The organism is Pseudomonas sp. Hz4 (assembly GCF_054898165.1).
This window is the reverse complement of the sequence record NZ_CM142719.1, coordinates 2,489,054-2,516,045: the sequence shown is the minus strand read 5'-3', so window position 1 is coordinate 2,516,045 and position 26,992 is coordinate 2,489,054. Positions and strand designations below refer to the sequence as shown.

25 protein-coding genes and 1 pseudogene are annotated in these 26,992 nt (G+C 56.4%); 7 read left to right on the top strand and 19 right to left on the bottom strand.

Annotation, left to right across the window (positions count from 1 at the left end; translation table 11 throughout):
• Positions 1-80: 80 nt before the first annotated feature.
• The 7 genes from ACYZTR_RS11435 to ACYZTR_RS11405 all read right to left on the bottom strand — a co-directional run bounded on the left by ACYZTR_RS11435 (position 81) and on the right by ACYZTR_RS11405 (position 10,097).
• Entirely contained in the window at positions 81-1,469 is a 1,389-nt protein-coding gene (locus ACYZTR_RS11435) for an alginate export family protein (RefSeq protein WP_461979660.1), read from the bottom strand.
• A gap of 41 nt (positions 1,470-1,510) precedes the next feature.
• Complete coding sequence (locus tag ACYZTR_RS11430; RefSeq protein WP_461978875.1) at positions 1,511-2,911, bottom strand: alginate biosynthesis protein AlgK; 1,401 nt, start codon at positions 2,909-2,911, stop codon at positions 1,511-1,513.
• Positions 2,908-4,122 (bottom strand): PilZ domain-containing protein, encoded by a 1,215-nt coding sequence (locus ACYZTR_RS11425; protein WP_461978873.1) that lies wholly within the window; start codon positions 4,120-4,122, stop codon positions 2,908-2,910. The genes ACYZTR_RS11430 and ACYZTR_RS11425 overlap by 4 nt, the downstream gene beginning before the upstream one ends.
• Before the next feature lie 65 nt (positions 4,123-4,187).
• Positions 4,188-5,669, bottom strand: coding sequence for a glycosyltransferase family 2 protein (locus tag ACYZTR_RS11420; RefSeq protein WP_461978871.1), 1,482 nt, complete (start codon positions 5,667-5,669; stop codon positions 4,188-4,190).
• A gap of 60 nt (positions 5,670-5,729) precedes the next feature.
• Positions 5,730-7,040, bottom strand: coding sequence for a nucleotide sugar dehydrogenase (locus ACYZTR_RS11415; RefSeq protein WP_461978870.1), 1,311 nt, complete (start codon positions 7,038-7,040; stop codon positions 5,730-5,732).
• A 687-nt stretch (positions 7,041-7,727) separates the two neighbouring features.
• On the bottom strand, positions 7,728-8,972 hold the full coding sequence (locus ACYZTR_RS11410; RefSeq protein ID WP_461978868.1) for a saccharopine dehydrogenase family protein: 1,245 nt from the start codon (positions 8,970-8,972) through the stop codon (positions 7,728-7,730).
• Between the two features lie 27 nt (positions 8,973-8,999).
• Positions 9,000-10,097, bottom strand: a complete 1,098-nt coding sequence (locus ACYZTR_RS11405; protein WP_461978866.1) for a carboxynorspermidine decarboxylase — start codon at positions 10,095-10,097, stop codon at positions 9,000-9,002.
• A gap of 325 nt (positions 10,098-10,422) precedes the next feature.
• On the opposite strand from ACYZTR_RS11405, the pseudogene ACYZTR_RS11400 reads away from it, so the two are divergent.
• Positions 10,423-10,575 (top strand): annotated as a pseudogene (locus ACYZTR_RS11400) (arginine deiminase family protein); the annotation flags it as partial.
• Between the two features lie 91 nt (positions 10,576-10,666).
• Here ACYZTR_RS11400 and ACYZTR_RS11395 read toward each other — a convergent pair.
• The 8 genes from ACYZTR_RS11395 to ACYZTR_RS11360 all read right to left on the bottom strand — a co-directional run bounded on the left by ACYZTR_RS11395 (position 10,667) and on the right by ACYZTR_RS11360 (position 18,180).
• Positions 10,667-11,827, bottom strand: a complete 1,161-nt coding sequence (locus ACYZTR_RS11395; RefSeq protein WP_461978864.1) for a carboxylate-amine ligase — start codon at positions 11,825-11,827, stop codon at positions 10,667-10,669.
• Between the two features lie 16 nt (positions 11,828-11,843).
• A complete protein-coding gene (locus tag ACYZTR_RS11390) occupies positions 11,844-12,155 on the bottom strand; it encodes a hypothetical protein (protein WP_461978862.1) in 312 nt (103 codons plus the stop codon).
• Positions 12,156-12,359: 204 nt separating this feature from the next.
• Positions 12,360-13,289 carry a ZIP family metal transporter gene (locus tag ACYZTR_RS11385; protein ID WP_461978860.1) on the bottom strand — a complete coding sequence of 310 codons (930 nt, stop codon included), beginning with the start codon at positions 13,287-13,289 and terminating at the stop codon, positions 12,360-12,362.
• Between the two features lie 362 nt (positions 13,290-13,651).
• The gene (locus ACYZTR_RS11380; RefSeq protein WP_461978858.1) at positions 13,652-14,476 is read right to left on the bottom strand and encodes a DUF3618 domain-containing protein; all 825 of its coding nucleotides are present in this window, start codon (positions 14,474-14,476) and stop codon (positions 13,652-13,654) included.
• Positions 14,473-14,904, bottom strand: coding sequence for a phage holin family protein (locus ACYZTR_RS11375; RefSeq protein ID WP_461978856.1), 432 nt, complete (start codon positions 14,902-14,904; stop codon positions 14,473-14,475). The genes ACYZTR_RS11380 and ACYZTR_RS11375 overlap by 4 nt, the downstream gene beginning before the upstream one ends.
• Positions 14,904-15,548: a hypothetical protein gene (locus ACYZTR_RS11370; protein ID WP_461978854.1), complete on the bottom strand. Its 645-nt coding sequence runs from the start codon at positions 15,546-15,548 to the stop codon at positions 14,904-14,906. Before ACYZTR_RS11370 ends, ACYZTR_RS11375 begins: the two co-directional genes overlap by 1 nt.
• 479 nt (positions 15,549-16,027) lie before the next feature.
• Entirely contained in the window at positions 16,028-16,606 is a 579-nt protein-coding gene (locus tag ACYZTR_RS11365; RefSeq protein ID WP_461978852.1) for a diguanylate cyclase domain-containing protein, read from the bottom strand.
• Between the two features lie 137 nt (positions 16,607-16,743).
• On the bottom strand, positions 16,744-18,180 hold the full coding sequence (locus tag ACYZTR_RS11360; protein ID WP_461978850.1) for a J domain-containing protein: 1,437 nt from the start codon (positions 18,178-18,180) through the stop codon (positions 16,744-16,746).
• 209 nt (positions 18,181-18,389) lie between these two features.
• On the opposite strand from ACYZTR_RS11360, the gene ACYZTR_RS11355 reads away from it, so the two are divergent.
• From ACYZTR_RS11355 to tnpC, 6 genes are all read left to right on the top strand, one after another.
• Positions 18,390-18,560 (top strand): DUF7693 family protein, encoded by a 171-nt coding sequence (locus ACYZTR_RS11355; RefSeq protein WP_461979658.1) that lies wholly within the window; start codon positions 18,390-18,392, stop codon positions 18,558-18,560.
• Between the two features lie 63 nt (positions 18,561-18,623).
• A complete protein-coding gene (locus ACYZTR_RS11350; RefSeq protein WP_461978848.1) occupies positions 18,624-19,058 on the top strand; it encodes a hypothetical protein in 435 nt (144 codons plus the stop codon).
• Positions 19,059-19,215: 157 nt separating this feature from the next.
• Complete coding sequence (locus ACYZTR_RS11345; protein ID WP_461978846.1) at positions 19,216-20,031, top strand: DUF1206 domain-containing protein; 816 nt, start codon at positions 19,216-19,218, stop codon at positions 20,029-20,031.
• A 459-nt stretch (positions 20,032-20,490) separates the two neighbouring features.
• Positions 20,491-20,814, top strand: a complete 324-nt coding sequence (tnpA, locus tag ACYZTR_RS11340; RefSeq protein ID WP_461978844.1) for an IS66-like element accessory protein TnpA — start codon at positions 20,491-20,493, stop codon at positions 20,812-20,814.
• Positions 20,811-21,146, top strand: coding sequence for an IS66 family insertion sequence element accessory protein TnpB (tnpB, locus tag ACYZTR_RS11335; protein ID WP_461978842.1), 336 nt, complete (start codon positions 20,811-20,813; stop codon positions 21,144-21,146). The genes tnpA and tnpB overlap by 4 nt, the downstream gene beginning before the upstream one ends.
• A gap of 61 nt (positions 21,147-21,207) precedes the next feature.
• Positions 21,208-22,734 carry an IS66 family transposase gene (tnpC, locus tag ACYZTR_RS11330; RefSeq protein ID WP_461978840.1) on the top strand — a complete coding sequence of 509 codons (1,527 nt, stop codon included), beginning with the start codon at positions 21,208-21,210 and terminating at the stop codon, positions 22,732-22,734.
• A 92-nt stretch (positions 22,735-22,826) separates the two neighbouring features.
• On the opposite strand, the gene ACYZTR_RS11325 is transcribed toward tnpC, so the two are convergent.
• From ACYZTR_RS11325 to ACYZTR_RS11310, 4 genes are all read right to left on the bottom strand, one after another.
• A complete protein-coding gene (locus tag ACYZTR_RS11325; protein ID WP_461978838.1) occupies positions 22,827-23,516 on the bottom strand; it encodes a glycosyltransferase family 2 protein in 690 nt (229 codons plus the stop codon).
• Positions 23,517-23,813: 297 nt separating this feature from the next.
• Positions 23,814-24,815 (bottom strand): cytochrome d ubiquinol oxidase subunit II, encoded by a 1,002-nt coding sequence (gene cydB / locus ACYZTR_RS11320; protein WP_461978836.1) that lies wholly within the window; start codon positions 24,813-24,815, stop codon positions 23,814-23,816.
• 11 nt (positions 24,816-24,826) lie between these two features.
• Positions 24,827-26,203, bottom strand: a complete 1,377-nt coding sequence (locus ACYZTR_RS11315) for a cytochrome ubiquinol oxidase subunit I (protein ID WP_461978834.1) — start codon at positions 26,201-26,203, stop codon at positions 24,827-24,829.
• A 546-nt stretch (positions 26,204-26,749) separates the two neighbouring features.
• A complete protein-coding gene (locus ACYZTR_RS11310) occupies positions 26,750-26,965 on the bottom strand; it encodes a hypothetical protein (RefSeq protein ID WP_461978832.1) in 216 nt (71 codons plus the stop codon).
• Between the last annotated feature and the right edge of the window lie 27 nt (positions 26,966-26,992).

The window sequence follows — 26,992 nt, the reverse complement described above, 5'->3', positions numbered from 1 at the left end:
CACTCATCAAAATAAATGCAACCTGGTGTGATCAAGGCGCCGTTGCCCACGATGGCATCACGGCGGGCAACAACCTGGGCCTAGATTTTCCAGACGAAATCAATGAACGCCCGGTGCATGCTCGAATCGGTGTCGCTGGCGTAAGCGTCGCCCGGGAAGAACACGCCGAGGCGCAAGCGGACCAGTGCCGAGGGTTCGTCAACCCAATCCACCATGCTCGCGGGCAACAGGCCTTGTTTGAAGTACTTGGTCATGACCAGATCGACTTCCTGGCCCAGGTCCTTCTCACCGTCCACCAGTGCCGCATTGACGATCCCGCCGTCGCCGGTGTCCTGCTGGTCATCTACCCGCCAGAAACGGTGGTAGACAAGGCTGGCGTCGTAGTCCTCGCGCAACTGCCAGGAGCCGAACAATGTAGCCACCTGGAGGTTGCTCAGTTCGCCGCGAAAGGCTTCGCCGAAGCGGTGTACGCGCGAACGCGTGCCGGTGTAGTTCGAGCGGTTGCTCTGCAGGCCGGTTTGCTGGAACTGCTGCTCGTTGTCACTACCGCCGCCTTCGCCGCGGGCCGCGGCAGCGCCGAGGCGCCAACGGTCATCGATGTTCCAGCGCAGGCCCAAGTCCGCGGCCCAGGCGTCGACGTCACCACTGTTTTCCCCCGCAGCAATGCGGTTGCCATTGGCGTCGACCACGCTGTTGAGGTTGTCGCGACTGCCGGTCAGCCAAGTGCCGCTGAGCCAGTAATTGACCGGCATCGTCGAGCGATAGTTGTAGCCGTCGCCGTTCGCTTCAAGACCGACCCAGGTCAGGCTGCCGGTGGAGGTCTTGTCGAGCGCATCGATCTGCTCGCCCGGATCGGGCAGGCTGCCGTTGTCCTCGACGTGATGCACGCGCAGGCCGAACCAGTTATTAGGCATCCATTGCGTAGAGACGTCGGCGAACGCATGGGTGCGGTCTTCGTCTTGGGGCGCCAGGTCGCTCACGTCAGTCCGGTAGTCGGAAAAGCGCTGGGCGGCACCGAGGTGGGCGCGCAGCAGAGTGGTCTCGAAGGTCCAGTTGAGCGCTTCGATGTTGGTGTCCATCCACTCGCCGCTGTCCTCGCGCAGACGCTGGCGCCCCAAGCGCAAATGCTCGCCCGGATAGGCGGTGATACCCGAATAGTCGACCCAGAACTCGCGCAACGCCAGGTAGCTGTCATCGGTCTCACGGGCGTTACTTTCGTCGACGCCGTTGTTCACCGTATCGGTGTCGATGGTATCGGTCGCGGCCACCGCCTGCCCCATCATATAGGCACTCCAGTTACCCCACTGGCCATAGGCCCAGGGGCGCAAGTCGATGCCAACACCGTTGACCGTGCCTCCGGGCGCGGTGCCCAGGTCACGGTCTTCCTGCGACTCGGCGGTAATTTTCACATCCAGACCGAAATTCTTCGGTGCCACTTCCGCCGCCAGCACCAGACCGGCACTGCACATCAGCGAAACCCCAAGACCACATCCTGCCAACAATGCTTGCTTCATAGTAAGTCCTGTCCATTTTCCGGAGTTTGCAGTCTGGCTAGAGCCGCGCCCGTCAGACGAGCCTGGGCTTCCCCCTCAAGCAAGGGCTGCGCGATTTTCCTTTCTGCCGGGGTCAACCCCGACTGCAGGGCCGACAGCACTGGCTCCGCATTTACCACGCCCTGGCGCTGCGCGAGTTGCGCAAAGACAAAGGCATTGATCCGATTGACCTTGATCCCGCGGGAGTCGAAAAACATGTGCGCCAGGGCCAGGTCGGCATTGGGCGAACCGTTGCGGGCCGACAGCAACAAATGTTCCAGCGCCTTCTGCGGTTCGACCTGGCCCAGATAACCGCGCCTGTACAACTGGCCCAGGTAGTAGTGCGCCCCGACTTCACCGGCCGCGGCCGCCTTGAGCAAATGCTCTTCAGCCAGGCGCGGGTCCTGCGGCAACCACTTGCCGAGGTAATACAGCCGCCCGGTCAGCAGTTCCGCCCGTGGGTCGCCCGCCTCGCGCCCGCGCTGCAAGGCCGAGAGCAATTGCGGCGCATCGCCTTGCACGGGGTAGTCGTTGATCAACCGTGCCAGGCTGGTCCAGGCCGGCGCATAGACCGGCGCCAGTTCCTCAAGCAGGCGCTGGGCGCTTTGTGCATCGGCCGGGCCTTCGAGGGTTGGCGACGACAGAACGCGCGCCACCGACTCGACCCGCAAGGGCGCTACTCGTCCCTCGCGCCAACCCTGGCGCAATTCCACCAGCAAGGCCGCTTGCGACTTGGGCTGGTCGCGCATTCGGTTGAGGGTGGCCAGCTCCACATAACAGGCATCGAGTAACGCCAGCCGAGCCCGGCACATCTGCTCGATCTGGGGCAGGTGAGCCTTATAGGTGCCCTGATTGCGGTAAATCAGAATCTGCGCCAGATCCGCCTCGACAATGCCCTGGGCGCGCCAGCTATCGACCTTCTGCTGCGGATCCACCCCAGGCGCCAGTTGCGGGTAGCTCAGGTACAACAACGTCAGCGGTACCACCGCACTGAACTCGCCTTTATCCAGCGCGCCTTCCAACAATTGCCGGGCCTCGCCCACTTGCTTGGGATCAGTCGGTCCCTGACGCAGCAACAAGCGGCCCAGACGTGACTGCGCCTTGACCGACTCCGGCGCGGCCTGCCGGTACAAGCCTTCAGCCTCTTTCAGGCTCGCCGGGTCGCCTGCCGACGCCGTCAGGTCGCCCATCCCGGCCTGGGCATCGGCATAGCCGTCCTGGGCCAGCGCCGCATAGTGCTTGCGTGCCGTTTCATAATCGCCGCGCAACATGGCCTCGCGCGCCACCCCCTGATCCGGCAGGGTGCCGCAACCATGACTCATCGTCAGAGCAGCGGCCAGCGCAGAAAACCGCAGCCCCGATCGCCATGCGCCGTTCATTTCCCGGCCGCCATGGCTTTATTCTCCCAGGCATTCTTCACCCAGGTATTGGCCGCCCAGGCATTCTTCACCCAGGCATTGCTCTGCAGGTTTTCGATACTGACCTCCACCGGACGCCCGGCGAGATCGGTCTGCAACGCGCTGTCAGGCTCAATGGTGACCCGCAGGTCGGAGGCCAGGCCGCCGTTGTCCAGCACCACCGTGGCGATTTTGCCCGTGCGTGGCTGTTCTTCACCGACCAGTTGGAAGCTCACTGCCTTGCCAGGCTGGATCTTGGCAAAATTCTTGTAAGGGAAGCGCGCCTCGATGGTCGCCACACCGTCGATCGGCATCAACTCGTATACCGTGGTGCCCTTGCCGACGACCTGGCCGTCCGGCACCAGCTGCGCCACCACCCGGCAATCGCAAGGGCTGGTCAGCGAACCTTGCAGGGTCCGGCTGAACAGGCGCTCGAGGTTCTCCGGGGTCGCCTGCCCGGGCGGCAGGTTGCCTTTCATTACATCCAGCAGCGAGGCGGAAAAGGTCGCCAGTGGGGCACCCTTGGACACCACCGCCCCCACCTTGACCAACGATTTGACGCTGCCGTCGCGCGGCAGGCCGATCAACTGGCCGGGCACGTTGACCCGCGCCGATTCGGCGCGCGTGACGAAATAAATGCCATACAACTGCTGCAGCACATAACCAAAAGCAGCCAGTCCCACCAGGAAAATCAGCAGGCTCACCGTGGTCGCCCGCAAGCGTGCGAAAAAGCCCAGGCCGTTGCCGCTTTCGTGCTTTCGCGGCCTGGTGAAGTTGTCGCGCTGCTGGGTCGCGAGCATGTCACCCAGGCTGATCACCCCTCCCGAGAGGTAGGAGGTGATCAGATAACGCAATGCGGAGATCGCGCGCGGAGGCAGGTTGTGGAACTCGCAACCCACCCGCAGCCCCTCGCTGCATACCGAGCGCACGACAAACTCCACGTCGATGGCAAACCCAAGCGCATCGACCTGGAACACCAGTTTGCCTTTGTGCTGTCGGCCCAGGATCAGCGGTGTGTCCGGCTGATTCAGGCTGAAGCCACCGGCCGACAAGTCGATCAGCTCGCAATCGAACGCCTCCCGGCCCGGCCCGTGAAACTCGATTCTCGCCGGCAGATTCAGCCGCGCATGCTGACGCTGCACCTCCGACTCATGCACGACATTGTCATCAACAGCAATAACAGCTGTGTTCATAACGCGCTCCTTCCCATCGATTGAATCCGATCCGGCACGGCCTGCCGACTGCCCTGATACCTGCGCTACACAATCCACATCAGCAACGCGCAAAACACACTGCCAGCAGAAAAGGTCATGGCCCGCGACGACCAGGTATTGAACCAGCGTTGATAGCTGGCCAGCCCGCGGTCGAGTCTGGTTTTCTGGCGTGTCCACGATTGCCGGTCGAGACGGAAGAACACATAGATCTTCACCATGGCGCCGACCAACTGGTTGTAATAGAGAATCAATGGATAAGCCGGGCCGACCGGGTGCCCCGAAGCCAGCAACAGCAGACTCAGGATCAAGCGAGTCACGCCAATCCAGAGCACATAGATCAGCAGGTAGGCCGCGCTGTATTTGAGGCTGGCAATGATCGCTATTGACGGCCCGAGCAGGCTGGCCCACATCGATACGCGTTGGTCAAACAGCACCAGCGAGGTGAACCAGCCCAACCGCTGCACGCCCAGGTGCAGGGCCCGCGAGTTCTGCCGCAGGTTATTGCCATACCAGCGGAACATCAGCTTGCGGCTGGCCTTGAAGAAGCTCTTTTCCGGTGGGTGCTCAACCGTGTTGATCGCCGCATCGGGCACATAAAAGGTGTCGTAGCCCAGCCGCATCAGGCTGTACCAACTGGACTTGTCATCACCGGTCAAGAAGCGGAAACGCCCCAGGCGCCAGTGCTGCAGATAATCGCTTTCAACGTCTTGAATAAAGCCGGGGTCGGTCACCACCTGGGCGCGGAACACCGACATTCGTCCGGTCATTGTCAGCACTCGCTTGCCCAGTGCCATCGAACACATATTGATGTGGCGCTGGGCGAACCGCAGCTTGTGCCATTGGCTCATCAGGTAGCTTCCGCGCACCTCGCAGAACTCATTGGTGGTCAGCCCGCCAACTTTCGGGAACAGCTTGAACCAGGGCACGGTCTGACGCACGAGCCCGGGCGAGAGCACGGTGTCGCCATCGACCACCGCCACCACCGCATCGGCATCCGGCAAATGCCGGGAGATCGCCCGAAAACCATGGGCCAGGCCATCGCGCTTACCGGTGCCGGGAATCCGCACGAAGCTCAGCTTGACCTGCTCCGGCGGGGTATAGCTGTCCCAGAGCGCTTTGATCAGCAACTCATCAGCCAGCTCGACGATGGAACAGACCACCGTTGTCGGGTAACCACAACCGATGGCCTCCTCGATCACCGAGCCGTAGACCTGCGCCGTGGTCAACGCATCGATACGGAAACTGGTGACCAGCAAAAACACTTGCGACGGATCGGCACTGCCGCCCAGCCTGGTGACTTTGCGCCTGTAATAAGGGAATACCAGATAAAGGAACAGCATCCCCCGCAGGTAATGGATCGCGCCCATCGAATAACGCCAGATACCGACCGCACCCAGCAACAGGAGAAAGTCCCTGGATTCGGGATCGAACACTGTGCGCGGCAGCAACAGTGCAAGCCCCATCAGCGCGGTGACGTAGAACAGCCAGCCCGCCGCTTCGCGCAAGTAAACCCTGGAATCAGCCATAGATATGACCCCTGCTCGATACACCATGTTGCTTGGAGCGCACCAGCTCGCGCGCCTCGTTTACCAGCAGATACCCTCGAGCCGATCGTCACTGGCGTGCGGCATGAAGCCCACCAGGTCGACCACCTGCTTGCCCTCGGGCACCTGCAGCGCAATGGCTTCGAAGGATTCGTCACTGTTACCCAGCACGATCACATCCGCCTGCTCGATCACCTTCGCAAGGTCAGGGCATAACAGCGAAGCCAGGTGCGGAATCTTCGACTCGATGTATTCCTTGTTGGCCCCGTAGATACGCGCGTACTCAACGTTGCGGTCGAAGATATGCAGGTCGTAGCCCTTGCCTATCAACATCTCGGCCAACTCCACCAGCGGGCTTTCGCGCAGGTCATCGGTGCCCGCCTTGAAACTCAGGCCGAGTAGCGCGACACGCCGCTTGCCGTAACTGCTGATAATGTCGAAGGCTCTCTGTACCTGCACCGCATTGCTGCGCATGATCGAGGCCAGTAGCGGGTGCTCGACGTCCATTTGCCCGGCGCGATAATTCAGCGCACGCACATCCTTGGGCAGGCAGGAACCGCCGAACGCGAAGCCGGGGCGCATGTAATAACGCGACAGGTTGAGTTTGGTGTCCTGGCAGATCACGTCCATTACATCGCGACCGTCCACGCCGACGGCCTTCGCGATATTGCCGATCTCATTGGCGAAGGTCACTTTGGTCGCGTGCCAGACGTTGCAGGTGTACTTGATCATCTCCGCCACTTCGATGCTCCTGCGCAGGAGCGGCGCGTCCAGCTCTTGATAGAGCGTGGCGAGCATGTCACCGCTGCGCTGGTCGAATTCACCGATCACCGTCATGGGCGGACAGTTGTAATCCTTGATCGCGGTACTTTCGCGCAGAAACTCCGGGTTGATCGCCACGCCGAAGTCGACCCCGGCCTTCTTGCCGGAACAGTCTTCAAGTATCGGGATCACCACGTTCTTTACGGTGCCCGGCAGCACCGTGCTACGCACCACGACCGTATGCCAACTGCCCTTGTCTTGCAGGGCTTCGCCGATCTCGCGGCAGACCGACTCTATGTAGACCAAATCCAGATCGCCATTCTTCTTGCTGGGCGTACCGACGCAGATGAACGACATATCCGTGCCCATCACTGCCGCCTTCACATCACCGCCACCTCGCAGCCGCCCAAAACTCACCCCTTGCTCGAGCAGCGGCTCCAGGCCTGGCTCAACGATGGGCGACTTACCCTGGTTGATCAGGTCGACCTTGACTTGCGAGACATCCACCCCGATTACGTCATGACCGCGAGCACAGAGACATCCCGCACATACAGCACCCACGTACCCCAAACCAAATATGCTGATCCGCATTGGTGAATCCCCCGTATACCCTGATTCAGGAAGGCCATCGGCATGCCGCGCCGGCCAACAGTCGCTCTAGCGCGCCAACTAACCGGCAGTTAGGTACAACTTTATTTTCAATCCCACTCGTAGAAATTGGAGTGTAGACAAACATCACATAGGCACAGTCTTTTTTAAAAAAATTTCTAACACTTCGCGCCGACAACATGTGTAGTTAGATCAGCAAAGCGAATGCCAACATCGACAACACGTTAGCTCTCAAGAAAAACACTAATAAAATCAGATTGATATAGAAGTTTCTGAGCATGACAACTTTAACGAAACATATCCACGCACCAAAATCAAGCAGGCGCTAACGATACTTTCTGAATAGACACGTCTAAAGCTCTGACACTGCGCGACACCAACGTAACAACATTGAAAGCGTGCCTGTTTGAATTCATCGCACATTGTAAAGCGGATGAAACATGTCAATTTTTTAATAACTATTTATTGGCGCTAATATTACGAGCAATAGTTAATTCAAACGTAAGCGCGTGTTGAGACCGCTTCACACTCTGAGGAAGTCACTCAACCTTGATCTCGCCCGCAACAATCAACAAGCTCAACAAATGACGCACACAGCAAAACGCCGCTCAAAGAGCGGCGTTTTTGCGTTTAGAGCGGGAAACGAGACTCACCTGTAATTTCGGTGCATTAAACGTTGCAGCTCCAAGGACGATCGCCACTCTCATCCTTGATGCGGGTCGGCAGGCCCATCACATCCAGCGCCTTGAGGAACGGCTCAGCCGGCAGCTCCTCGACGTTGGCCATACGCTGCACGTCCCACTCGCCGCGGGCGACCAGCAGGGCTGCGGCCACGGGCGGCACGCCAGCAGTATAGGAAATGCCCTGGCTGTCGGTTTCTGCGTAGGCGTCTTCATGATCGGCCACGTTGTAGATGAACACCTCGCGCGGCTGGCCATCCTTGGTGCCCTTGACCAGATCGCCGATGCAGGTTTTGCCGGTGTAGCCAGGGGCCAGCGAGCTCGGATCAGGCAGCACGGCCTTGACCACTTTCAGCGGCACGACTTCCAGGCCTTCAGCGGTCTTGACCGGTTGCTCAGAGAGCAGGCCGAGGTTCCTGAGCACGGTGAACACATTGATGTAGTGCTCGCCGAAGCTCATCCAGAAACGCACGTTGGGCACGCCGAGGTTCTTCGACAGCGAATGCACTTCATCGTGGCCGGTCAAGTACAGGTTCTGCGCCCCTACGACCGGCAGGTCGTCAGTGCGTTTGACTTCGAACATCGTGTTGCTCGTCCACTGGCTGTTCTGCCAGCTCCACACCTGTCCGGTAAATTCGCGGAAGTTGATTTCCGGGTCAAAATTGGTGGCGAAATACTTACCATGGGAACCGGCATTGACGTCAAGAATGTCGATCGAATCAATGCGGTCGAAATACTGTTGCTGCGCCAGCGCTGCATAGGCGTTGACCACACCCGGGTCGAAGCCCACGCCGAGAATGGCGGTGATGTTCTTCTCTTTGCATTCCTCGAGGTGGTTCCACTCGTAGTTGCCATACCAGGGCGGCGTCTCGCAGATTTTGCCCGGTTCTTCGTGAATGGCGGTGTCCAGGTAGGCTACACCGGTGTCGATGCAGGCACGCAGCACCGACATGTTGAGGAACGCGGAACCGACGTTGATGACGATCTGCGATCCGGTTTCGCGGATCAGCGCCTTGGTCGCTTCGACATCCAGGGCGTTCAGCGAGAAGGCCTGGATTTCGGCGGGCACTTTGAGGCTACCCTTGGCCTTGACGCTGTCGATGATGGCCTGGCACTTGGAGATGTTGCGCGACGCGATAGCAATACGACCGAGTTCATCGTTGTGCTGCGCGCACTTGTGGGCCACCACCTTGGCGACACCTCCTGCACCAATGATAAGCACGTTCTTCTTCAATTTTTCTCTCTCTCCTTCTCTGCCAGCTTACGAAAGGCTGGACATGTAGTCGTTGTAACCAAACTCACGAACCACCTCGACAGTACCGTCGAGTTGTTTCACTACGATGGACGGCATTTTCAGGCCGTTGAACCAATTCTTCTTGACCATGGTGTAACCCGCGGCGTCGATGAACGACAGCCGATCACCGATGGCCAGCGGACGATCAAATTGATATTCACCGAAAATGTCTCCGGCCAGGCAGGATTTGCCGCACACCATGTAGGTGTGCACGCCCTCGCTGGGCGCCAGCTTGGCATTCAGGCGATAGATCAGCAGATCGAGCATGTGTGCTTCGATAGAACTGTCCACGACCGCCAGGTGCTTGCCGTTGTAGAGGGTGTCGAGCACGGTGACTTCCAGCGACGCGCTCTGTGTGATGGCGGCTTCGCCCGGCTCCAGGTAGACCTGCACGCCGTATTTTTGCGAGAAGGCCTTGAGGCGCGCGCAGAATTCGTCCAGCGCATAGCCGTCACCGGTGAAGTGGATGCCGCCACCGAGGCTGACCCACTCGACCTTGTGCAGCAGATGACCGAATCGCTCTTCGATGGTGCACAGCATTTGGTCGAACAGGTCGAAGTCGCCGTTCTCGCAGTTGTTGTGGAACATGAAGCCAGAGACCTGGTCGATGACCTGCTCGATCTTCACCGGGTCCCACTCGCCCAGACGGCTGAACGGCCGCGCGGGGTCAGCCAGCAGATAATCCGAGCTGCTCACTTGCGGATTGACCCGCAGACCGCGGACCTTGCCTGCTGAAGCGTCAGTGTAGCGCTGCAATTGGCCAATGGAATTGAAGATGATCTTGTCGCAGTTCTCGAGCATCTCCTCGATCTCGTCGTCGGCCCAGGCCACGCTGTAGGCGTGAGTCTCGCCGGCGAACTTCTGTCGACCGAGTTTGAGCTCGTAGAGCGACGACGATGTGGTGCCGTCCATGTATTGCTGCATCAGGTCGAACACCGACCAGGTGGCGAAGCACTTGAGTGCCAGCAGGGCCTTGGCCCCGGACTGTTCACGCACATAGGCGATCTTCTGCATGTTCGCCAGCAGCTTTTGCTTGTCGATGAGGTAGTACGGCGTTTTGATCATTTCGAGGCGCCTCCGGCAAGGCCAACCAAAAAAGGATGCGCATTGTGCCTTCACTGACTACATATCGAAAGAGCAGAAAGCGCTGTTCGCTGAGTCCACCTGAACGGGAGCGAGGAGCTTGTTGCTCTTTGGGGCGCCGAACAGGTCGCTGCCTTTGCCACTGGATCCCTCTCCATGCGTAGTCAACGGCTATTGTAACGCTCTCACCTTCAAGGAGCCTTCGTCAGAATGTTCCGTAGCCCCTCCCTATTGTCTGGAACCTCTACCGTACCCGCCAATCAACCTTATATGTGGCGGGTATAGGACTGAGACGGTGATCTATGAGGGTGGGCCGATTGGGTATGATCGCAACACTTACACCAACACGTTGTTGAGAAAGGCCGGCGTAGAAGTCATTACCATCAGCGCCGGCGAACTCGTTCGCGGACGTGGCGGCGGCCATTGCATGACCTGCCCGATCATTCGCGACGATTATTAACTCAAAAAGGAGGCCACAGACGTTGCAGGTGGGCCCTCGATGACGTGGCGTAATTCTAGGGTGGAAATCACTTCTAGCGTCCGTAGGTTATTCACTGGTGCTGGGGGGGCAAACCCTTCAGTTCGCGATTTGCTCCCGCTGTTTCCATCAGCAGCTGATCGACTACTTGTGAGAGGGCTTCATGGACACTCCGTCCACTGCCTACGCTTTCTTCGTAGACACAACGTTGCCGCACTGCACTGGTGCCTTCACGGATAATTCGCCGAAGCTGAGAAAAAACGTTCTCTACACCCAGTGCTCGAGCTGTTTCTCCCAAGATCTGCTCTGTCATGAAAAGCCATTGTTCAATCGTAAATGGCCGGTCGTACCCCTCAACCAGGAACGCTGCGCAGACTCCAGATCTTTTAGCTCTCCATCGATTCTCCATCAGCATCCATCTGGATTTTTGCGAGTAGTCCGATCCTGGACGAGGTTGATCGATAGCGTAGGCGATCATTAATCGGAAAAAAGAGGCGATACACAAAGCGTCCTCTAAACGCGGACATGCGTCCGTCATTCGCAGTTCCAGCGTCGGGTACCTGGCAGAGGGCCGCACCCCCCACCAGCAATCGCTTGGCATTTTCATCGAGCCGGTTGAAATCAAAAATGCGATGTAGGCGTCATAGGCGAGATGGTCCTCAAGGAACTCAGGTACGCCCATCCGGGGCCATTCATCACAGGCTGTCTGGCGATAGCTTGCAAATCCGCTGTCGGCACCATCCCAAAAGGGTGAGGAGCTACTTAAGGCCAGTAGTAAAGGTATCCACGGAAGCACCTCGTTCATCACCTGAATTCGATCCAAGTGATTCGGAATTTCCACATGTACGTGCAACCCCGATAGCAGACTGCGCCGTGCTACGCGTTGGTAATCTTTGAACAGCTGCTGAAAATGACTTTGGTCTGTGGCGTGTTGCATACGCCAGTCCGCCAAGGGATGACTACCGGCACACAGCAAACCTAATTCAAAAGGCTGGAGAGAATGCTGCAACGTGCCGCGCGCGTTAGCGAGATAATCCGCTGCTTGCGCAAGACTCGTGAAAACAGGCGAGGCTACTTCGATCTGTGCTTGGAACATCTCGTACGCAAAGCTTTGCCCCAATTCAGCTTTGCACTTGTCACTCACCTCGCAGGACAGATTCCCAGGCATCTGTCGGGTGACCAGGTCGGTTATGAAATACTCTTCTTCTATACCAAACTTCAGCTGACCGTTCATTGCTCCTCCCTGTCCCCTAAACGAGATTCAGGTCAATCGACAGAGCCGACGTTTCACACATCGTCCTACGGAGATCAACCGAGTGGTAATCCTCTCCCGCGACTGCACGCAAATAAGCCTGATCCGCCTGAACTCGTAAGTCCCTCCACTCCTCCCACTCAACAATACCTTTACGATCCATCTCGTCCGCCTGTCGAAGCAGTTCCTCGTGATAGGTATCTGGACAGTCCCTACGCAGAGAGCAGTTCTCGAGCGCGCGATGCCACACATCCAGAGCAAAAAGTCTTCGCTCTTGAGCTGGCGTCAGCAGGTTATTAAAAGAGTTCATGACGGCATGAATCCTGGAAGTACTTCTGAATGGATCTGCAAAATTCGCCGTGGGTTCATGAGGGCCGACCAGAGGTATTTGATCGGTATGGCAAAGCAGCCAAGTATCGAGGCGTGCATACAGAAAATAACAGTGTCTTTCGGTACCCTTTATGAGTGGACTCACACTCACTGAACAAGGGCGATTCGTCATACGCCAGGGTGCTCAGCCCAACGCTGTATCGAGAAACATCATGACCCCGAAACCCAGCATTAGCCCCAATGTCGCCGGCGTTTCGTGACCATTACGATGTGTCTCGGGAATCACCTCATGAGAAACAACAAAAATCATCGCTCCCGCTGCAAGACCCAAAGCAACCGGGTATCCCAGTGCGAAGCTTGTTGAGATGCCAAGGCCGACTACAGCGCCTAAAGGCTCCATCAGTCCTGATCCGACAGCGATCAACGCCGCCCGGAGTGTTGAGATGCCAGTCACCCGCAAAGCCAATGCAACAGCGAGCCCCTCGGGTATGTCCTGAATGGCAATCGCAGTCGTTAGCGGCAAACCAACTTTCATATCCCCATTGGCAAAGCTGACGCCGATGGCCATTCCCTCGGGCAGGTTATGCAGCGTGATGGCCAACACGAAGAGCCAGACACGATTGATGCGTTGAGCATCCGGGCCTTTGCGCCCACTCTGCTGATGCTCATGGGGGACAAAGCGATCCAGACCGATCATCAGTGCCACGCCCACACCCAATCCCAGGACCACCACACAGGCAGCTAAGAGCTTATTGCCGCAAATGGACCGCGCCGCCTCGATGCCAGGGAGGATGAGTGAGAAGGAACTGGCGGCGAGCATCATGCCGGCTGCAAAACCCAGCATGATGTCCTGAGTACGTGCAGCGATGTCGCGCAAGGCCACAGCAACAACTGCACCGAGCGCTGTCGCGGCAAAGCCCGATAAGCCCCCCCAAAAGGCGTAGTGCAGGTTGACCCTGTTTGCCTCAGTGAAGGCGCTGAAACCACTGACCAGCAAAAGAACAGTGACCCCCACCAGCGTTGACCAGAAAAAAATGCTCAGCCAACCACCGCTTTTTCCCAGGTCAAACCGGGATTGCCAGGGAGTTCGTTCAGGCGAAGAATGTTCCGACATGAGCACACCTATTTCCCATTGGAGCGCTTATGGGTGGATCTCGGTGCAGCCATATCCATCTGTTTTGATATTTGCAAAGCGTCCAGTTCGAACGCAATGGCAGTGGCATTGAACACGCGAGAAAAGTCCTGTGTGGCCTTTGCAATAAAGGCGTTTGGATCTGAATTCATTTGATGCACCTCCACTCTTGAGCAACAGAAGGGCAGCGCATGCCGGTGTGTTGAAGTCGCTTGTTATGCAGGAACATGACAAATTTCCTCAGGCCTAACAGGCGTCGATACTCGTTCGGCCATTCACCGCAGATACGTCCCAGTGAACAGCGGGAGGTCACTATCGAACCTCCCGCTTTTCATACAACCTTTTTATGACGTTCCCAATCCTCGAGAAAGATCAGTGGACGTATCGGATGCTGTGCGGTTCTCCCCTTCCGGATTCACGTCCACGTCCGAATGATCAGTGGTTTTGGTCACCGTATCGCGCACCGCTTCAAATCCCTCCCGTGCCTGCTGTTTTACCTTGTCGGCGAGGCCTGCGCTGGTCTTGCCCAGGTAGCGTTGCTCTGTGGCTGTCGAGGGCAAGGCTGCCCCCAACATCGCCCCTAACGCGATCCCCGCAGCGGCGACCATCAGTGGCTGCTCCTTAAGTAAATGGCTGAATTGATTGCTCATCACTTGGGTACTACGCACCAAACGATCGCTGGCGTCATGCACGGCATGGCTGATGTTTTCGCTGGCAGCCCCCAGGTTGTCACCCAGGTTCGCCGCTTTGCCTTTAACGGTCTGGTAGCCCTCTTTAAGCGTGTCCGCAGTCTGGTGCAAATGATCACGTGCGCTATCGATGCCATCAGCAAGGCCATCGGCCCACTCGCCAACCCTGTTCTGATCGGGACCAACTTGATAACCGGGGCGTGGGGTCGGTGGACGATTCTGACTCATCATCAACCACAGCAACCCGACCGACGTCAGCACAGCGGGAACGGGGTTATTACGAACGCTGGTGCCCAGGTTGGTCAGGAACGTCGTGCCATTGCTCTGCATGAAGGACAACGCCTGATCGAACACCTGCCCTGGCGTAAATTTGCTTTCCAATGCATCAACGATGTTGCCGATACTCGCCCGCTGCGCGTCGATTTCACGCTCGATGGCTTCAGGGCTTTTCTGCGACTCGGTTTCGAATTCACTTTTCATGAGACTTTCCTCCGCAGCGCTTCCTGGTCTTTGTTCAAGGCATCCAGCGTGCGATCAGGCTTGAAGTGGGACGGATCAAATTGTTTTTTCCCTGACTGCAGCATGGCGAACCCAACAATCATCACCACGACACCGACAATCAGCGCTGCCAGCCAAGGCGCCATGATGATGCTCAGGCCGTAGACGGCGGACATCAACAAGATGATGAACCCCGCCAGCAGCACAATCGCACCACCCGCGACACCAGCAATGCCGGCCTTGAGCGTCGTGAGGCTGGCCTGAAGCTCAGCTTTGGCCAAAGCGAGTTCCTTGGTAAACAGCGCAGGCACTTCGCGGGATAGCTGCCGTATCAGCCCGACAACCGAAGCGTCGGGATCAGGCACGGACACTGGTCTTGAGCCAGGAAAATCTGAATCTTCTCTGTTCATCACAGTGCTCCTTTGAAGGTTGTTGAACCGAGTGTCGAGTTCGTTGGGAAGTCCGATGGAGGGTCTTGCTCATTCGGCGAGGCTGGCGTGATGCCAGTGTCCAGGCCTTGATCGGCGCGTGACGGAACTGAAGTTTCATAGGGTCTTTGCGCGCCGAACCCGCCTGCTGGAGGCATTGAGTTGCCTGCTGCCGGGTCGCTGGCGTCAGTGAATGTCGCCGCAGGCGAGCTTCCGGCCTTGAGAAAACGCGACAGGCCAAAGCCCAACGCAATACTGCCGGCGATGAACAACGCCGGGTTGTTACGCGCAAGATCAGCCCCGTCATGAAGCAATTGTTCGGCACTCTTTCCACGTAGACTCCCGGCTAAGCCGCTCATGGACTCCGCCATGTCCGCGAGGTAGTCGGACATGCCGAGCGTGTCCTTGCTTTCAAGTTCAGATACGACTGATTTCGCTCCTTTGGCCAATGCCTCAATCTGGTCTGCTGCCGTATCTCGATATTGGCCAAACTGCGCGTCAGCTTGCTGCCTTGCGCCGCCAAGCACCTCAGTCACGTTTTCTTTCAAGTGTTCAAAGTTCTGCTCTGGCCCTCCGGAGTTGGGTTTATCTGGCTGACTCCCAGTGGTGCTGTCTGAAGTATTCATGTCGTCCCTCGCCTTCTGAATGGAAAAAGCGGTATCAGGGTTCGCCACGAAGTACCCGCAGCCCCCCTCATTGCAGATGACGGAGAGGCGTTATGGGGAGTTCCAATGAAATGATGAGCGATGCACTACAGCCGACGTTTGAATCGCGATCTACGTTTCGCTCTGCCCGGAAAGTTGCCGCTTCGACGGGGTCCTGCAGTCGGATAGTCCTTAAAACGTCCATTATCAGGAATGACATGTGCCCTCCATGCTTTGCGCACGAGGTGGCTTTCCCGTTGGCGCTGATACCGTCGACAACTAAAATCATCGTCTGACTACTCCGAAAAACCATCATGCTACTGTAGCCGAAGGCAGGAGTTCGTAGACTCTCCCTCACTTGCAAGCGTTGACTTGAGATTGGAGCGAGTAAATCTACATTGTTATCGGAACGAGAACGGTTCACTGACTGTTTCGTGGAGGTGTCAAGGCAACCAGAGAACTCAGACCGCATCAACTCCAGTCAATGCAACGCCCTTTCGCCCCAGTTGCTTGACGCCATACATGGCCTGATCCGCCGCTTTGAGCAACGTATCGAGACTCTGGCCATGATTCGGACACATTGAGACACCGATACTGCACGAAATTGATAGTTCTCCTGCGCTCGTCACGACTGTCTGCGCGATGGTTTCCAATACCCTCGCAGCCTTCAATTCAGCACTCTCTAGGTTGGAAAGGTCGGTAATCAGGATCACGAACTCATCTCCGCCGTACCGAGCAACGGTGTCGCACGAGCGAGTGGCTTGTAGCATTCGATTTGCGACCGCTCGCAGAACCTGATCGCCGACCTCGTGGCCATACTTGTCATTAATTTCCTTAAAGTGATCCAGGTCGATCAACAGCACGGCAAACGGAACGCCGTTCGCTTTCCAATCGGAGAAGGCCTGATCAAAACGATCGGCGAAGAGGTAGCGATTAGGCAATTGGGTGAGCACGTCATGGGTTGCGAGATAGGCCGAGCGTTCGTGTTCGACTTCTGCCCTTTCTATCGCCTTGAAATGCCGAATCAATACCACCGGCATTAGCACGAGAGCCTTGGCCAGCCTCCTTGACGTCAGCGGGTGTTGAGTTTTGTAAGACCCGTTTTAGAGGGTTGATGACGCTAGCCACAGCCTCACACCAATATTTTCAAATCAGAGTTGGGTCGGCCACCCGATAATCAGAATTCATCTTCGGCAAGATTATAGGTGGTCATATTGCCGTTTTGGGCTTTATACAGCTTCAGCGTGTGGTCACTGTAGCGCGTACCTTGAGAAGTCTTTTTTTCTTCAAGCGTGAACTGTTCGGAGCGCGACAGATAGCCGGAAACTAGATCTCTATAGCGCACATCATAACCACCAGGTGTGACGGCTTTGACCGTAAAACGTCCGTGTGCAGGAATGAACACGAAGCGGGCCGGCTTAGCGTGATTTCCGTTTAGGGACACTAGCTTTACAAAGACGTCCGAATTGTTCTGTCCATTGTCGATGGTGACGGTCGAACGCCCTTTAGAGTGGGTGTGAGGGAACCCCTTCAAATAAGAGGCCAACTTCGGCCAAGGTTGCCCGTTTGGTGCTTTCGGTGGCCTGACCCAGGCTTGTTTGACAACTGGAGTGCCAGCGATCGTCGAGTCCCCCTGCGCCACAGGCTTGCGCGTTGAGCTCGTCCCAGCCGCATTCGGAGAAGGTATCCCGGCAGTTAAAGTCTGCTTGCCGTGGTCGACATTCGCCGTAGCTTCAGCCACGTATGGCTTAGGGCTTCGCGGCGGAGCATAAGTGTTCGGCTGCGCATTCAGTATCACAGAGGAAATGCCAGCGGCAATTACAGCGACTACCCCTACCTGCACAAAAAACCGACGCTGCGTGAGTTTCCACGCGTTCCTAAGGCGGACACTACTGCCGCCGAGCGCGTCTAAAAACGATTCAATGTGTGCGCGTAACTTGGCCCCTTCGTCATCGGCGTAACGACCGTCGGACTTTTTCCTGCGAGGAATTTTTTGCGCCAAGCTAAGCGCATCCAAGGCAACTGCGCGCGCCATATCGGGGCGGCCTGTGGCGGCGAAAAAACGGGCCTGATGGGCAGCCAATCGCGCGTTAGGCAACATCGGTCGCTTGCCTCCGAGCATATTGACCCATAGGGCCTGGACGGAATAAATCGGGCCCCACGGAAAACCCCACCACCCCAAGGCCCAGGTAATCGCGGTGGCCTGAAGTGCCTTTTTTTCGGCACAAGGGCTACAAAAAACCCCTTGAGTCATTGAACGTACCGTGAAAACCAGGAAGCTCTTGGCTTTTAAGAAAATCACGTAACGAGGCTGGGCAGAGACTTTGCCGCAACATGAGCAGACGATTGGCTCGGGCGCCTCGAAAGCTTCGGCGCAGACCTTTTTGGCTGCCTCGACCGACATCGTGTCATATTCGGCTCGAGACTCTGGTTCGCAGAGTACGGCGTAAGCTTCATTGAGGTGCTGAAATTGGCTGGTCGCGCCTGCTGACGCGTTCCGATCAGGATGTAGTTCCATTGCCCGACGACGATAGGCGGCTTTGATAAACGCACCATCAGCGTCGTTATCTACCCTGAGAATGGCATAGTAGCCTTTCGGATCCCTACTCCCCATAGCGTCTCGTACCTGTCTTATCATGCTGCTTGCGTGCCAGATCTCACCAACTATTGCGCTCGGGCTAAAATTTCAGCCTATCGAGTGGTAACGCTTTTCAACGTTTGCAAGGTTTCGGACTTCGCTTGAAAAACAACAGAACGGGATAATTCTAGGGCAATTCGCCACTATTCAGAAGAGCAAATTCTACTCCCATGCCATAAGCTGAGATTGATGGCTGGCCTCTCACGTTTTTCAACGACTGCGACACCCTGGACTACTGTGAATACTGCAGGTCGCCTGACGGTCGTATCGGGTCTCTTGAAACCTGGCGGCGCTATGGCCGACGCAATCCGAGATTCATCGAGCCTGGTACACATCCCGGTATGTTTTCCTCATAGAGGCTATTGGCTTCTACGGATGAGCTACCATACCTTGAACGTGTGTTTTTTCAGGAGAAGATTATGCATCGATTGGTGAAGCCGTCGGATTATGTTCTTCAGACTATGATGGACAAAATGGTGTACATCCTTCCTTGGGAACGACGACATTGTCCGGGAAATCCTACGAGTGAACCCGAGCAAGGCGCTCTGCTCTATAACAAATACATCCTGAATTTCATACTTGGTGTAACACCGCGAGCACCAAGTGAACAAATAATTGAAATTGCGCAATGGTGTCTGGCGTTAGACGGAGAGCCTGCCAGGGCTTTGGCAGATGATTTGTCTGCGGCCTACCTCAGTCGATACAGCTTCGTGCTCGCTGACATTTCAAAATACGATGATGAATCGAAAGAATTTCGGGGGCACTTGGCGCTCTGGCCTGACGAAATTAAAAAAATGCCAGCGAATCTTGTGATGGCTTTGCGAGCCCGAGCTGCAGGCCTTTTGTTGCGCTGACGCCTGCGATAGCCAAAAACTGGGCGCAGGGCTACTAATAGTTAGGTCCTTGACCTGCTCACCCCTCATGCGCCGACCGGATCAAAGCCTATCTTTAATCGAACCCCTCCTGACAAGACAGGTCTGCTTCTATATTACATCTGTGGAATTAAATGCTATGTCCGCGCAAGAGAGCCTTGTTGTACTCGCACGGGGAGGTTATGCCGCCAGAGGCGTTCTTTATCTCATCATTGGTATCTTCGCTCTGCTGGCGGCTCTAGATTCGACAAAACCGAAGGATAGTCACAAAAGCCTGGAGGCATTGTTAAGCCAGCCATTCGGTTATGTTTTAGTCGGGCTAGTGGTGGCTGGCCTGCTCGCCTTCGCCTGTTGGCGAGTGTTGCAAGCAACACGGGACGTTGATCACCACGGTAAAAAACTCAAGGGCCTGGTGATTCGTGCAGGTTTGTTAACAGGAGGCATAGTCAATGGTGCGCTAGCATTTTTTGCATCGGGCCTACTCATTGGCGGCATCAGAAACTCGGGCAACTCCGGAGGGGAACAAACAAAGGATTTATTGGCGTATCTCTTGTCCTGGGAACACTCAAATGTATTGGTGTACCTAGTCGCACTCATACCACTCGGCGTAGGCATCGCTCACATCATCAAAGGCTGGAAGTCGTCGTTCGAAAAATATTTTGAAGCCGACGAGGACGTTATGCGATACGTACGTCCGGTGTCTCGGTTCGGTCTTATAGCCCGTGGAGTCGTCTTTATCGAGATCGCCCTGCTGCTGATAATAAGCGGCTCGAATTACAAGACCATAGATCCACCGGGCATGAAGGACGCCCTCGATGCCCTCCAGAACTTACCGGCCGGAGGTGTGATTCTGATGGTGATGGCCTTGGGGCTGATCGCCTTTGCGGTTTACAGCTTGTCCGAAGCCATTTGGCGCAAGATAAACATGGACGTGCCTGGAGTACCGAGATCATAGCTGCGTACTATGGTTCGTTTTCGGCCTCTCGCGACTGGCGGGAATCGCTCGCCTCCACGATGTTGCCCACCTTCCCGGCGTATTCGTTGTTGAGTTTGTGAGCCAACGCCCATAGCACTTGAACATCCCCTCTTCACTCGCATCATTGAGGCTGATTTGCAGATCCCTTGCGCTGATGATTTTGGGCATAGGTGCCTCTCTGGGTTTTTGGAGGCTACTTGGCAAAATCTGGCCCTGATCCATCAAGGCCAAAATTAGCTCGTCAGAAACTCGGTAGCGTCAGCAGTCCGGACAATCTTTCTCTTCCTGCGATCCGATGAACCACGCCGAAATCACCGTCATTACATGGCGGGCCATTGGTAAGCGTCCGGCGAAGTCACCTACCCGATCCCAGCGATAAGGGCGATGTTGTCCACTTAAAAATACGTGGACACTATCGCCCCTATCATCAGGATTGCCATGCGCCAAAGAACCTCTTATCCCAAACCCTTTAAAGCCCAGATCGTCCAAGAATGCCTGCAACCTGGCGTGTCGATGGCCAGCGTGGCCCTGCGTCACGGCATTAACGCCAACCTGGTTCGAAAGTGGATACCTGCTTATCGTGATCATCAGGCGCCGGCTTTGCCTGCTTTTGTTCCGATGAAGCTTGCGCCCGCAACCCAGCCCGATCAGCAGATGTCGGTCAGCATCGAGGTTCCTTTCGGGCCGCAAAAACTCACTGTGAAGTGGCCATCCTCAGATCCTGGCGGGTGTGCTCGTTTTGTCCGAGAGCTTGCCCAGTGATCCGCATTGATGCCATCTGGCTCGCCACCGAGCCCATGGATATGCGTGCCGGTACCGAGACCGCGTTGGCCAGAGTGATTGCAGTATTCGGTGCGGCGAAGCCGCACTGTGCTTATCTCTTTGCCAATCGACGTGCTAACCGAATGAAAGTCCTGGTTCATGACGGGATTGGTGTTTGGCTGGCTGCACGGCGGTTAAACCAAGGCAAATTCCACTGGCCAGGCATTCGGCAAGGTTGTGAGATAGAGCTGGATACCGAGCAACTTCAGGCCTTGGTATTAGGTTTGCCTTGGCAGCGTGTTGGTGCTGCCGGCACAATCACACTGCTGTAAAAACTGTAATTAGATTCTTGGCCTACTGCCGTAAGCGATCTGCTTTGGTAAAATCCAAGGCATGACTTCTTCGCCCACTATCGATCAGATGACCCCCGACCAACTGCGTGCATTCGCTGCGCAGTTGATGTCGAAGGTCGACACCATGGGCAGAAAGATCCACCGCGATCAAACCATCATCGAACAGCTGACCCACGAGATCGCCATCCTCAAGCGGCACAGGTTTGCCAAGCGCAGCGAGCAGATCAGCCCTGAGCAAGGCAACTTGCTCGACGATCTGCTCAACACTGATCTTGAGGCTATCGACGCCGAGTTGAAGGCCCTCCGACCAGCTCCCGCTCCAGAAGAGAAGCGCCAGCAACCCAAGCGCGCGCCGCTGCCACCGCAGTTTCCACGCACCGTAATTCATCACGAACCGGAAAACACCCAGTGCGCCTGCGGCTGCCAACTTCAGCGCATCGGCGAGGACGTCAGCGAGAAGCTGGATTACACGCCGGGCGTGTTCACCGTCGAACAGCATGTGCGTGGAAAATGGGCCTGCCGTCAGTGCGAAACACTGATCCAGGCACCGGTGCCGGCCCAGGTAATCGACAAGGGAATACCTACAGCAGGTCTGCTCGCTCACGTAATGGTGGCGAAATTCGCCGACCACTTGCCGCTGTACCGGCAGGAGAAAATCTTTGGCCGCGCCGGCTTGGCCATCGCGCGCTCAACTCTCGCGCAATGGGTTGGGCAGACCGGTGTACAGCTTCAGCCATTGGTTGATGCCTTGCGAGAAGCTGTTCTGGCCCAACGAGTTGTCCATGCTGACGAAACTCCGGTGCAGATGCTTGCGCCCGGAGAGAAGAAAACTCACCGCGCTTATGTCTGGGCTTACTGCACCACGCCGTTCTCGGCGCTTAAGGCAGTGGTTTATGACTTCAGCCCGAGCCGCGCCGGTGAGCATGCACGTAACTTCCTCGGCTCATGGAACGGCAAGCTGGTGTGCGACGATTTTGCTGGCTACAAAGCCGGTTTCGAGAAGGGCATGACCGAAATTGGTTGCATGGCCCACGCACGCCGCAAGTTTTTCGATCTGCACGTGGCGAATAAAAGTCAGTTGGCAGAACAGGCGCTGCACTCTATTGGCGGCTTGTACGAAGTTGAACGCCAAGCGCGCGACATGAGCGATGAGGATCGCTGGCGGATACGGCAAGAAAAAGCGGTGCCGTTAGCGAAAGCACTGCACGACTGGATGTTGACCCAGCGCGATCTTGTACCCAACGGATCAGCGACGGCCAAAGCCTTGGATTACAGCCTTAAACGCTGGGTCGCGCTGACGCGCTACCTAGAAGATGGAGCTGTACCCATCGACAACAATCCAGTCGAAAACCAGATCAGGCCGTGGGCACTTGGACGCTCGAACTGGTTGTTTGCCGGGTCGCTGCGCAGCGGTAAACGGGCGGCGGCGATCATGAGTTTGATCCAGTCGGCGCGCATGAATGGGCACGATCCGTATGCCTATCTTAAAGATGTGCTGACGCGGCTGCCGACGCAGCGAGCGAGTGAGATCGACCAACTGCTGCCGCATCAGTGGGTATCTGCCTGAGTCACGCAAGGTGACTTCGGCGGACGCTTACGGCCATTGCACATAATCGATGTATTCCAAATTCAATCTCCCGCTCGCTTCTAGAGAGTGCCTTAAGCATTCGCTTGCGGATCAAGTGGGGGAAATCTTAGCGCCGCGCCGAGGGACGCAAGATAGTCACCAAAGCCCCCACGACATTTGAAATTCCTGCGTGCGCTGGTGATCACTGGGTTGGTCGCCGTCCACACTATGCTAGCGCCGATCCTCTCCAAATCAGCAACAAGGCGAACGTCCTCGTGCGCAGCCAAATGCTGGAATCCACCAGCTTTTCGATACGCGTTGGCACTCAGCCCAAGATTGGCACCGTGGATATGACGATGATTCTCAATAAATTGGTACAGCTCCAAATACCTGGAACGCACCAACTCACCATGATCAACCCAGCTGTCTACTTCGACAGTTCCACACACTGCGTCAGCCATGAACTCGATTTGCCGAGCCAGCCAATCGTGAGGAACGACAGTGTCCGCATCTGTAAACGCCAACCACTGAACCCCAGCGTTAAGTAACTCCTCTGCTCCCGTCGCTCTTGCCTTACCTACATTTCGAAAGGAAACCTTGAGCGTTTCGATGTCTTCAGATAGCACCAAGTGTTCAGTGCTGTCTGAACATTCGTCCAGGACGACCAAAACGTGTACTGGACGTCCTCCAAGCCTTGGATGTCTCGTAGCCAGCAAGATGGATGTCAGGCAGGCCTTGATGTGCTGTTCTTCGTTATGTGCGGGGATGACTACTCCGATCATTGATGTTCCCTCTGTCCATCAAAGCTTAAGGTCTTTAGCTATCGACTCATTGCTTCATCAGAAGGTTTAAAGAATATGCGATCTCATCCGGAGAGCCGGAATGTTCAAGATCAGTTCAACCCTGTGCATCCCTCACCGAAGCTTCAATCTTCAGGAGGCCCTCGATGAAAGGCGTTAGCGTTCAGCTCAAAAACTTTCATAGGGCAGGTCAGGTTGGGCGCCTTGCAATTACAAGAAAGAGGCAGAAAGCCGCATTCGATGATGCGGCGCAGCTCAAGACTGGAAATCATACTGACGTCAATCACGAGCGGCACGAACCTTTCCGCTAAAGACCTTGAAGCCGTATGTGTTGTAGATGAGCGTCACCGGTATTAGCACGGCGAAACCGACCAGCATGAAAATCTGGCTGGTCGGACTGGATGCGGCAGCTTGCAAAGTCAGATGCGGAGGGACAATGAGTGGATAAAGCACCGCGATCATCACTGCGAATGCCACAACGAAAACCCCCAATGCAGCGAACAGGGGAAAATAGTGCCGGCGGCTGCGCAAACCCAGGATGAAGCCGATCAGCAATACAGTGAGCAAGGTTGCTGCCGGCAGCCAGACAAGACCATCTGAAAGCCGCTGCGCATATCGAGTATCCAATGTCGCTGTCCAGAGCACCAACACGGTCAACAGCACCACGGTTACGATTGCCAGCGCTCTCGCCTGACGACCTGATCGCCGATGGAGATCTTCTTCAGTACGCCAATAAAGCCAGCAGGCCCCCAGCCACGTGTAGCCCACCACGAGCACTGCACCACAGTACAGCGGAAACATAGCCAGCCACTCCCAGCCGTCACCACTGTATTGCCCGGCATGATTAGGTACGCCCTGTACCAGCGTACCCAACACCATCCCCTGCGATCCACCGGCGAGCAGTGAACCGCCCAAAAGCAAGCCGTCGACGCCACGCTTGATTTTGGCGCTGCTCGCGTAGTCACGAAACTCCAACGCTACCGCTCGAAGAATCAACGCCAAAAACATCAGAATAAAGGGCAAATAAAGCGCCGGCAGCAAGATGGCGTAGGCCAGCGGAAAAAGTGCAAACAGGCCGCCTCCCCCTAGTACGAGCCAGGTTTCATTGGCATCCCAAATCGGCAAAATGGTCACCGCCATGGCACGTCGCTGCTTGCTACAGCGAGTAAGGCCGAGCAGTACGCCAACGCCAAGATCAGTGCCGTCCAACAGTACATAGTTCAGTACCGAGAACCCGAGGGCTGCAGCGCACAGCAGTGTCAGGACATCATTATCGAACATGGCGCATGCCCTCAGGAATCCCCAGTCTCGTCAGCCAAGGTAGGCTGCGGCCCGGGCTCGTCCTTGTGCGCAGGGTCACGCAGTATTCGCAGTAGCACCCAGAGGCCAACGCCGAATATCAGCAGGTAAAACGCCAGGATCACCCATGTTGACCCGACCACTTGCTGTCGGGACACCGACGACAGACTGTCAGCCGTACGCAGTAATCCATAGACGGTAAAGGGTTGGCGACCCACCTCGGTCACCACCCAGCCACTGAGCATTGCTATTAGTCCGGCAGGGGCCATCAGCACACTCCATCGGAGCATCCAGCGCGCTGCGTATAGCCGTCGTCGCCATCGCAATACCAGAGTTGCAATGCCCTGCCCCAGCATCAACAAGCCCAGACCGACCATAACGCGAAAAGCAAAAAACACCACCAGCACCGGTGGGATGTCCTGTGGGGGGAATTCATCCAGAGCGGCGATGGTGCCACTCAAGTCATGCCGCAGGTACAGCGAACCTATCCGTGGAATCGCAACTTCCCAATGGTTGCGCCGCTCAGCCATGTCTGGAATGGCGAATAAGCGCAGTGGTTCCCCCGCACCATCAGACGGCCGAACCCAGGAAGCTTCGATGGCAGCGATCTTCTGGGGCTGAACGTCGAGGCTGTGCAGACCATGAAAGTGACCCGCCACGATTTGCAGGGGTGTAAGCATGACAATCGCCCACAGCGCCATGGAGTATTGAAGGCGTACTCGTGGGTTCCGGGGCTCTTGTAACAATTGCCAGGCGCTGACACCGGCCACCAGAGTGGCGGTGCCAAGGAACGCCGCCAACGTCATGTGCACAAGCCGATAAGGGAACGACGGATTAAAGATAATCGCCCACCAATCTTCGGCCAGAAAGCGTCCATCGATGCCAATGGTGTAACCGGCAGGCGTCTGCATCCAGGAATTGGCTGACAGGATCCAGAACGCGCTGATCAGCGATCCGAGGGCCACCGCGCAGGTAGCGAAGAAATGAATCCGAGGGCCGACTTTCTTCAATCCGAAGAGCATGATGCCAAGAAAACCAGCCTCAAGAAAAAACGCGGCAAGCACTTCGTAGAACATCAAGGGGCCGAGGATGTCACCCGCCTGCGTCGAAAGCCGCGACCAGTTGAGCCCGAACTGATACTCCAGAATCAGGCCCGAAGCGGTGCCCACCGCCACAGTGAGGGCAAATACTTTTAGCCAGTAACGATAAACGTCCAGGTAGATCTGCTGCCCGCGCCACAGCCAAAGAGCTTCAAGCGCCATTAAAAAGTTCGCCAGGCCGATGGTGAGGGAGGCCAGCACAATATGAAAGCTGATGGTAATCGCGAACTGGGCACGCGCCGCCATTAGCGCCGAATCAACTGCGTCCATGCTGTCCACTGAGCTGTGGCCAACGCATACAGAAATGAGGTGCTAACAGCAGCACGTAATGGTTACAGGGATGGCTAAAGATGATGGCGAGAATAGGCATGACACCTGTCCAGTGCAGTAGTTGTTGGTGGACTCTCCTCAGTGCCAATGATTCCGACAGATTAGATCGAGCAAAGCCCCTTTCTGGACAAGCGGAATCAAGCGGGAGTTAGCTTCAGGGACAAGCTGATTGGGCTGCAATTGGCGAGGAGCACACGTTGACATTAGCTTCCTCAGCGGAACTTACCTCACTGCGTACAAAAAAATCTCCACAAGGAGATGATCTTGTCCGGCGGTAGGTGGATGCTGGTCGGTCGGTATCTCACACTGGTGCAGCAACAGTAGGGTGCCTTGGTTTGCGCAGGAGATCAGGGCGCGAGCGCAGCGCGGTATCGAAGTAAGGGCGCGCCCTCTCGCCACCGAGCTCGAAGATGATTAGCGAATGACATTTATGGCGGTGGCACGGAGTAGAATTTCTTTCTGTTGAAAACGCTCTTCAAGATTGCGTTAGTAGCTTTGCCACCAAAGCCGATCAACAGCTTCAACCATGACCTCATGAACGATGATGTCGGCCTCTGATCTTTCATTGTCTTCCAGCAGCGATATTCCTTTCGCCGGATTGCGGGTGAACGCCGTCACGCCTCCGAACTGATCGGCCAACTGCTCCCGTACACGGCGAAAAAGCTCGAGGGGCTGGGGTGTGGCGATGAAAGGAAATTTCAACAAAGAATTTCAAAGACTTGCTGTGGT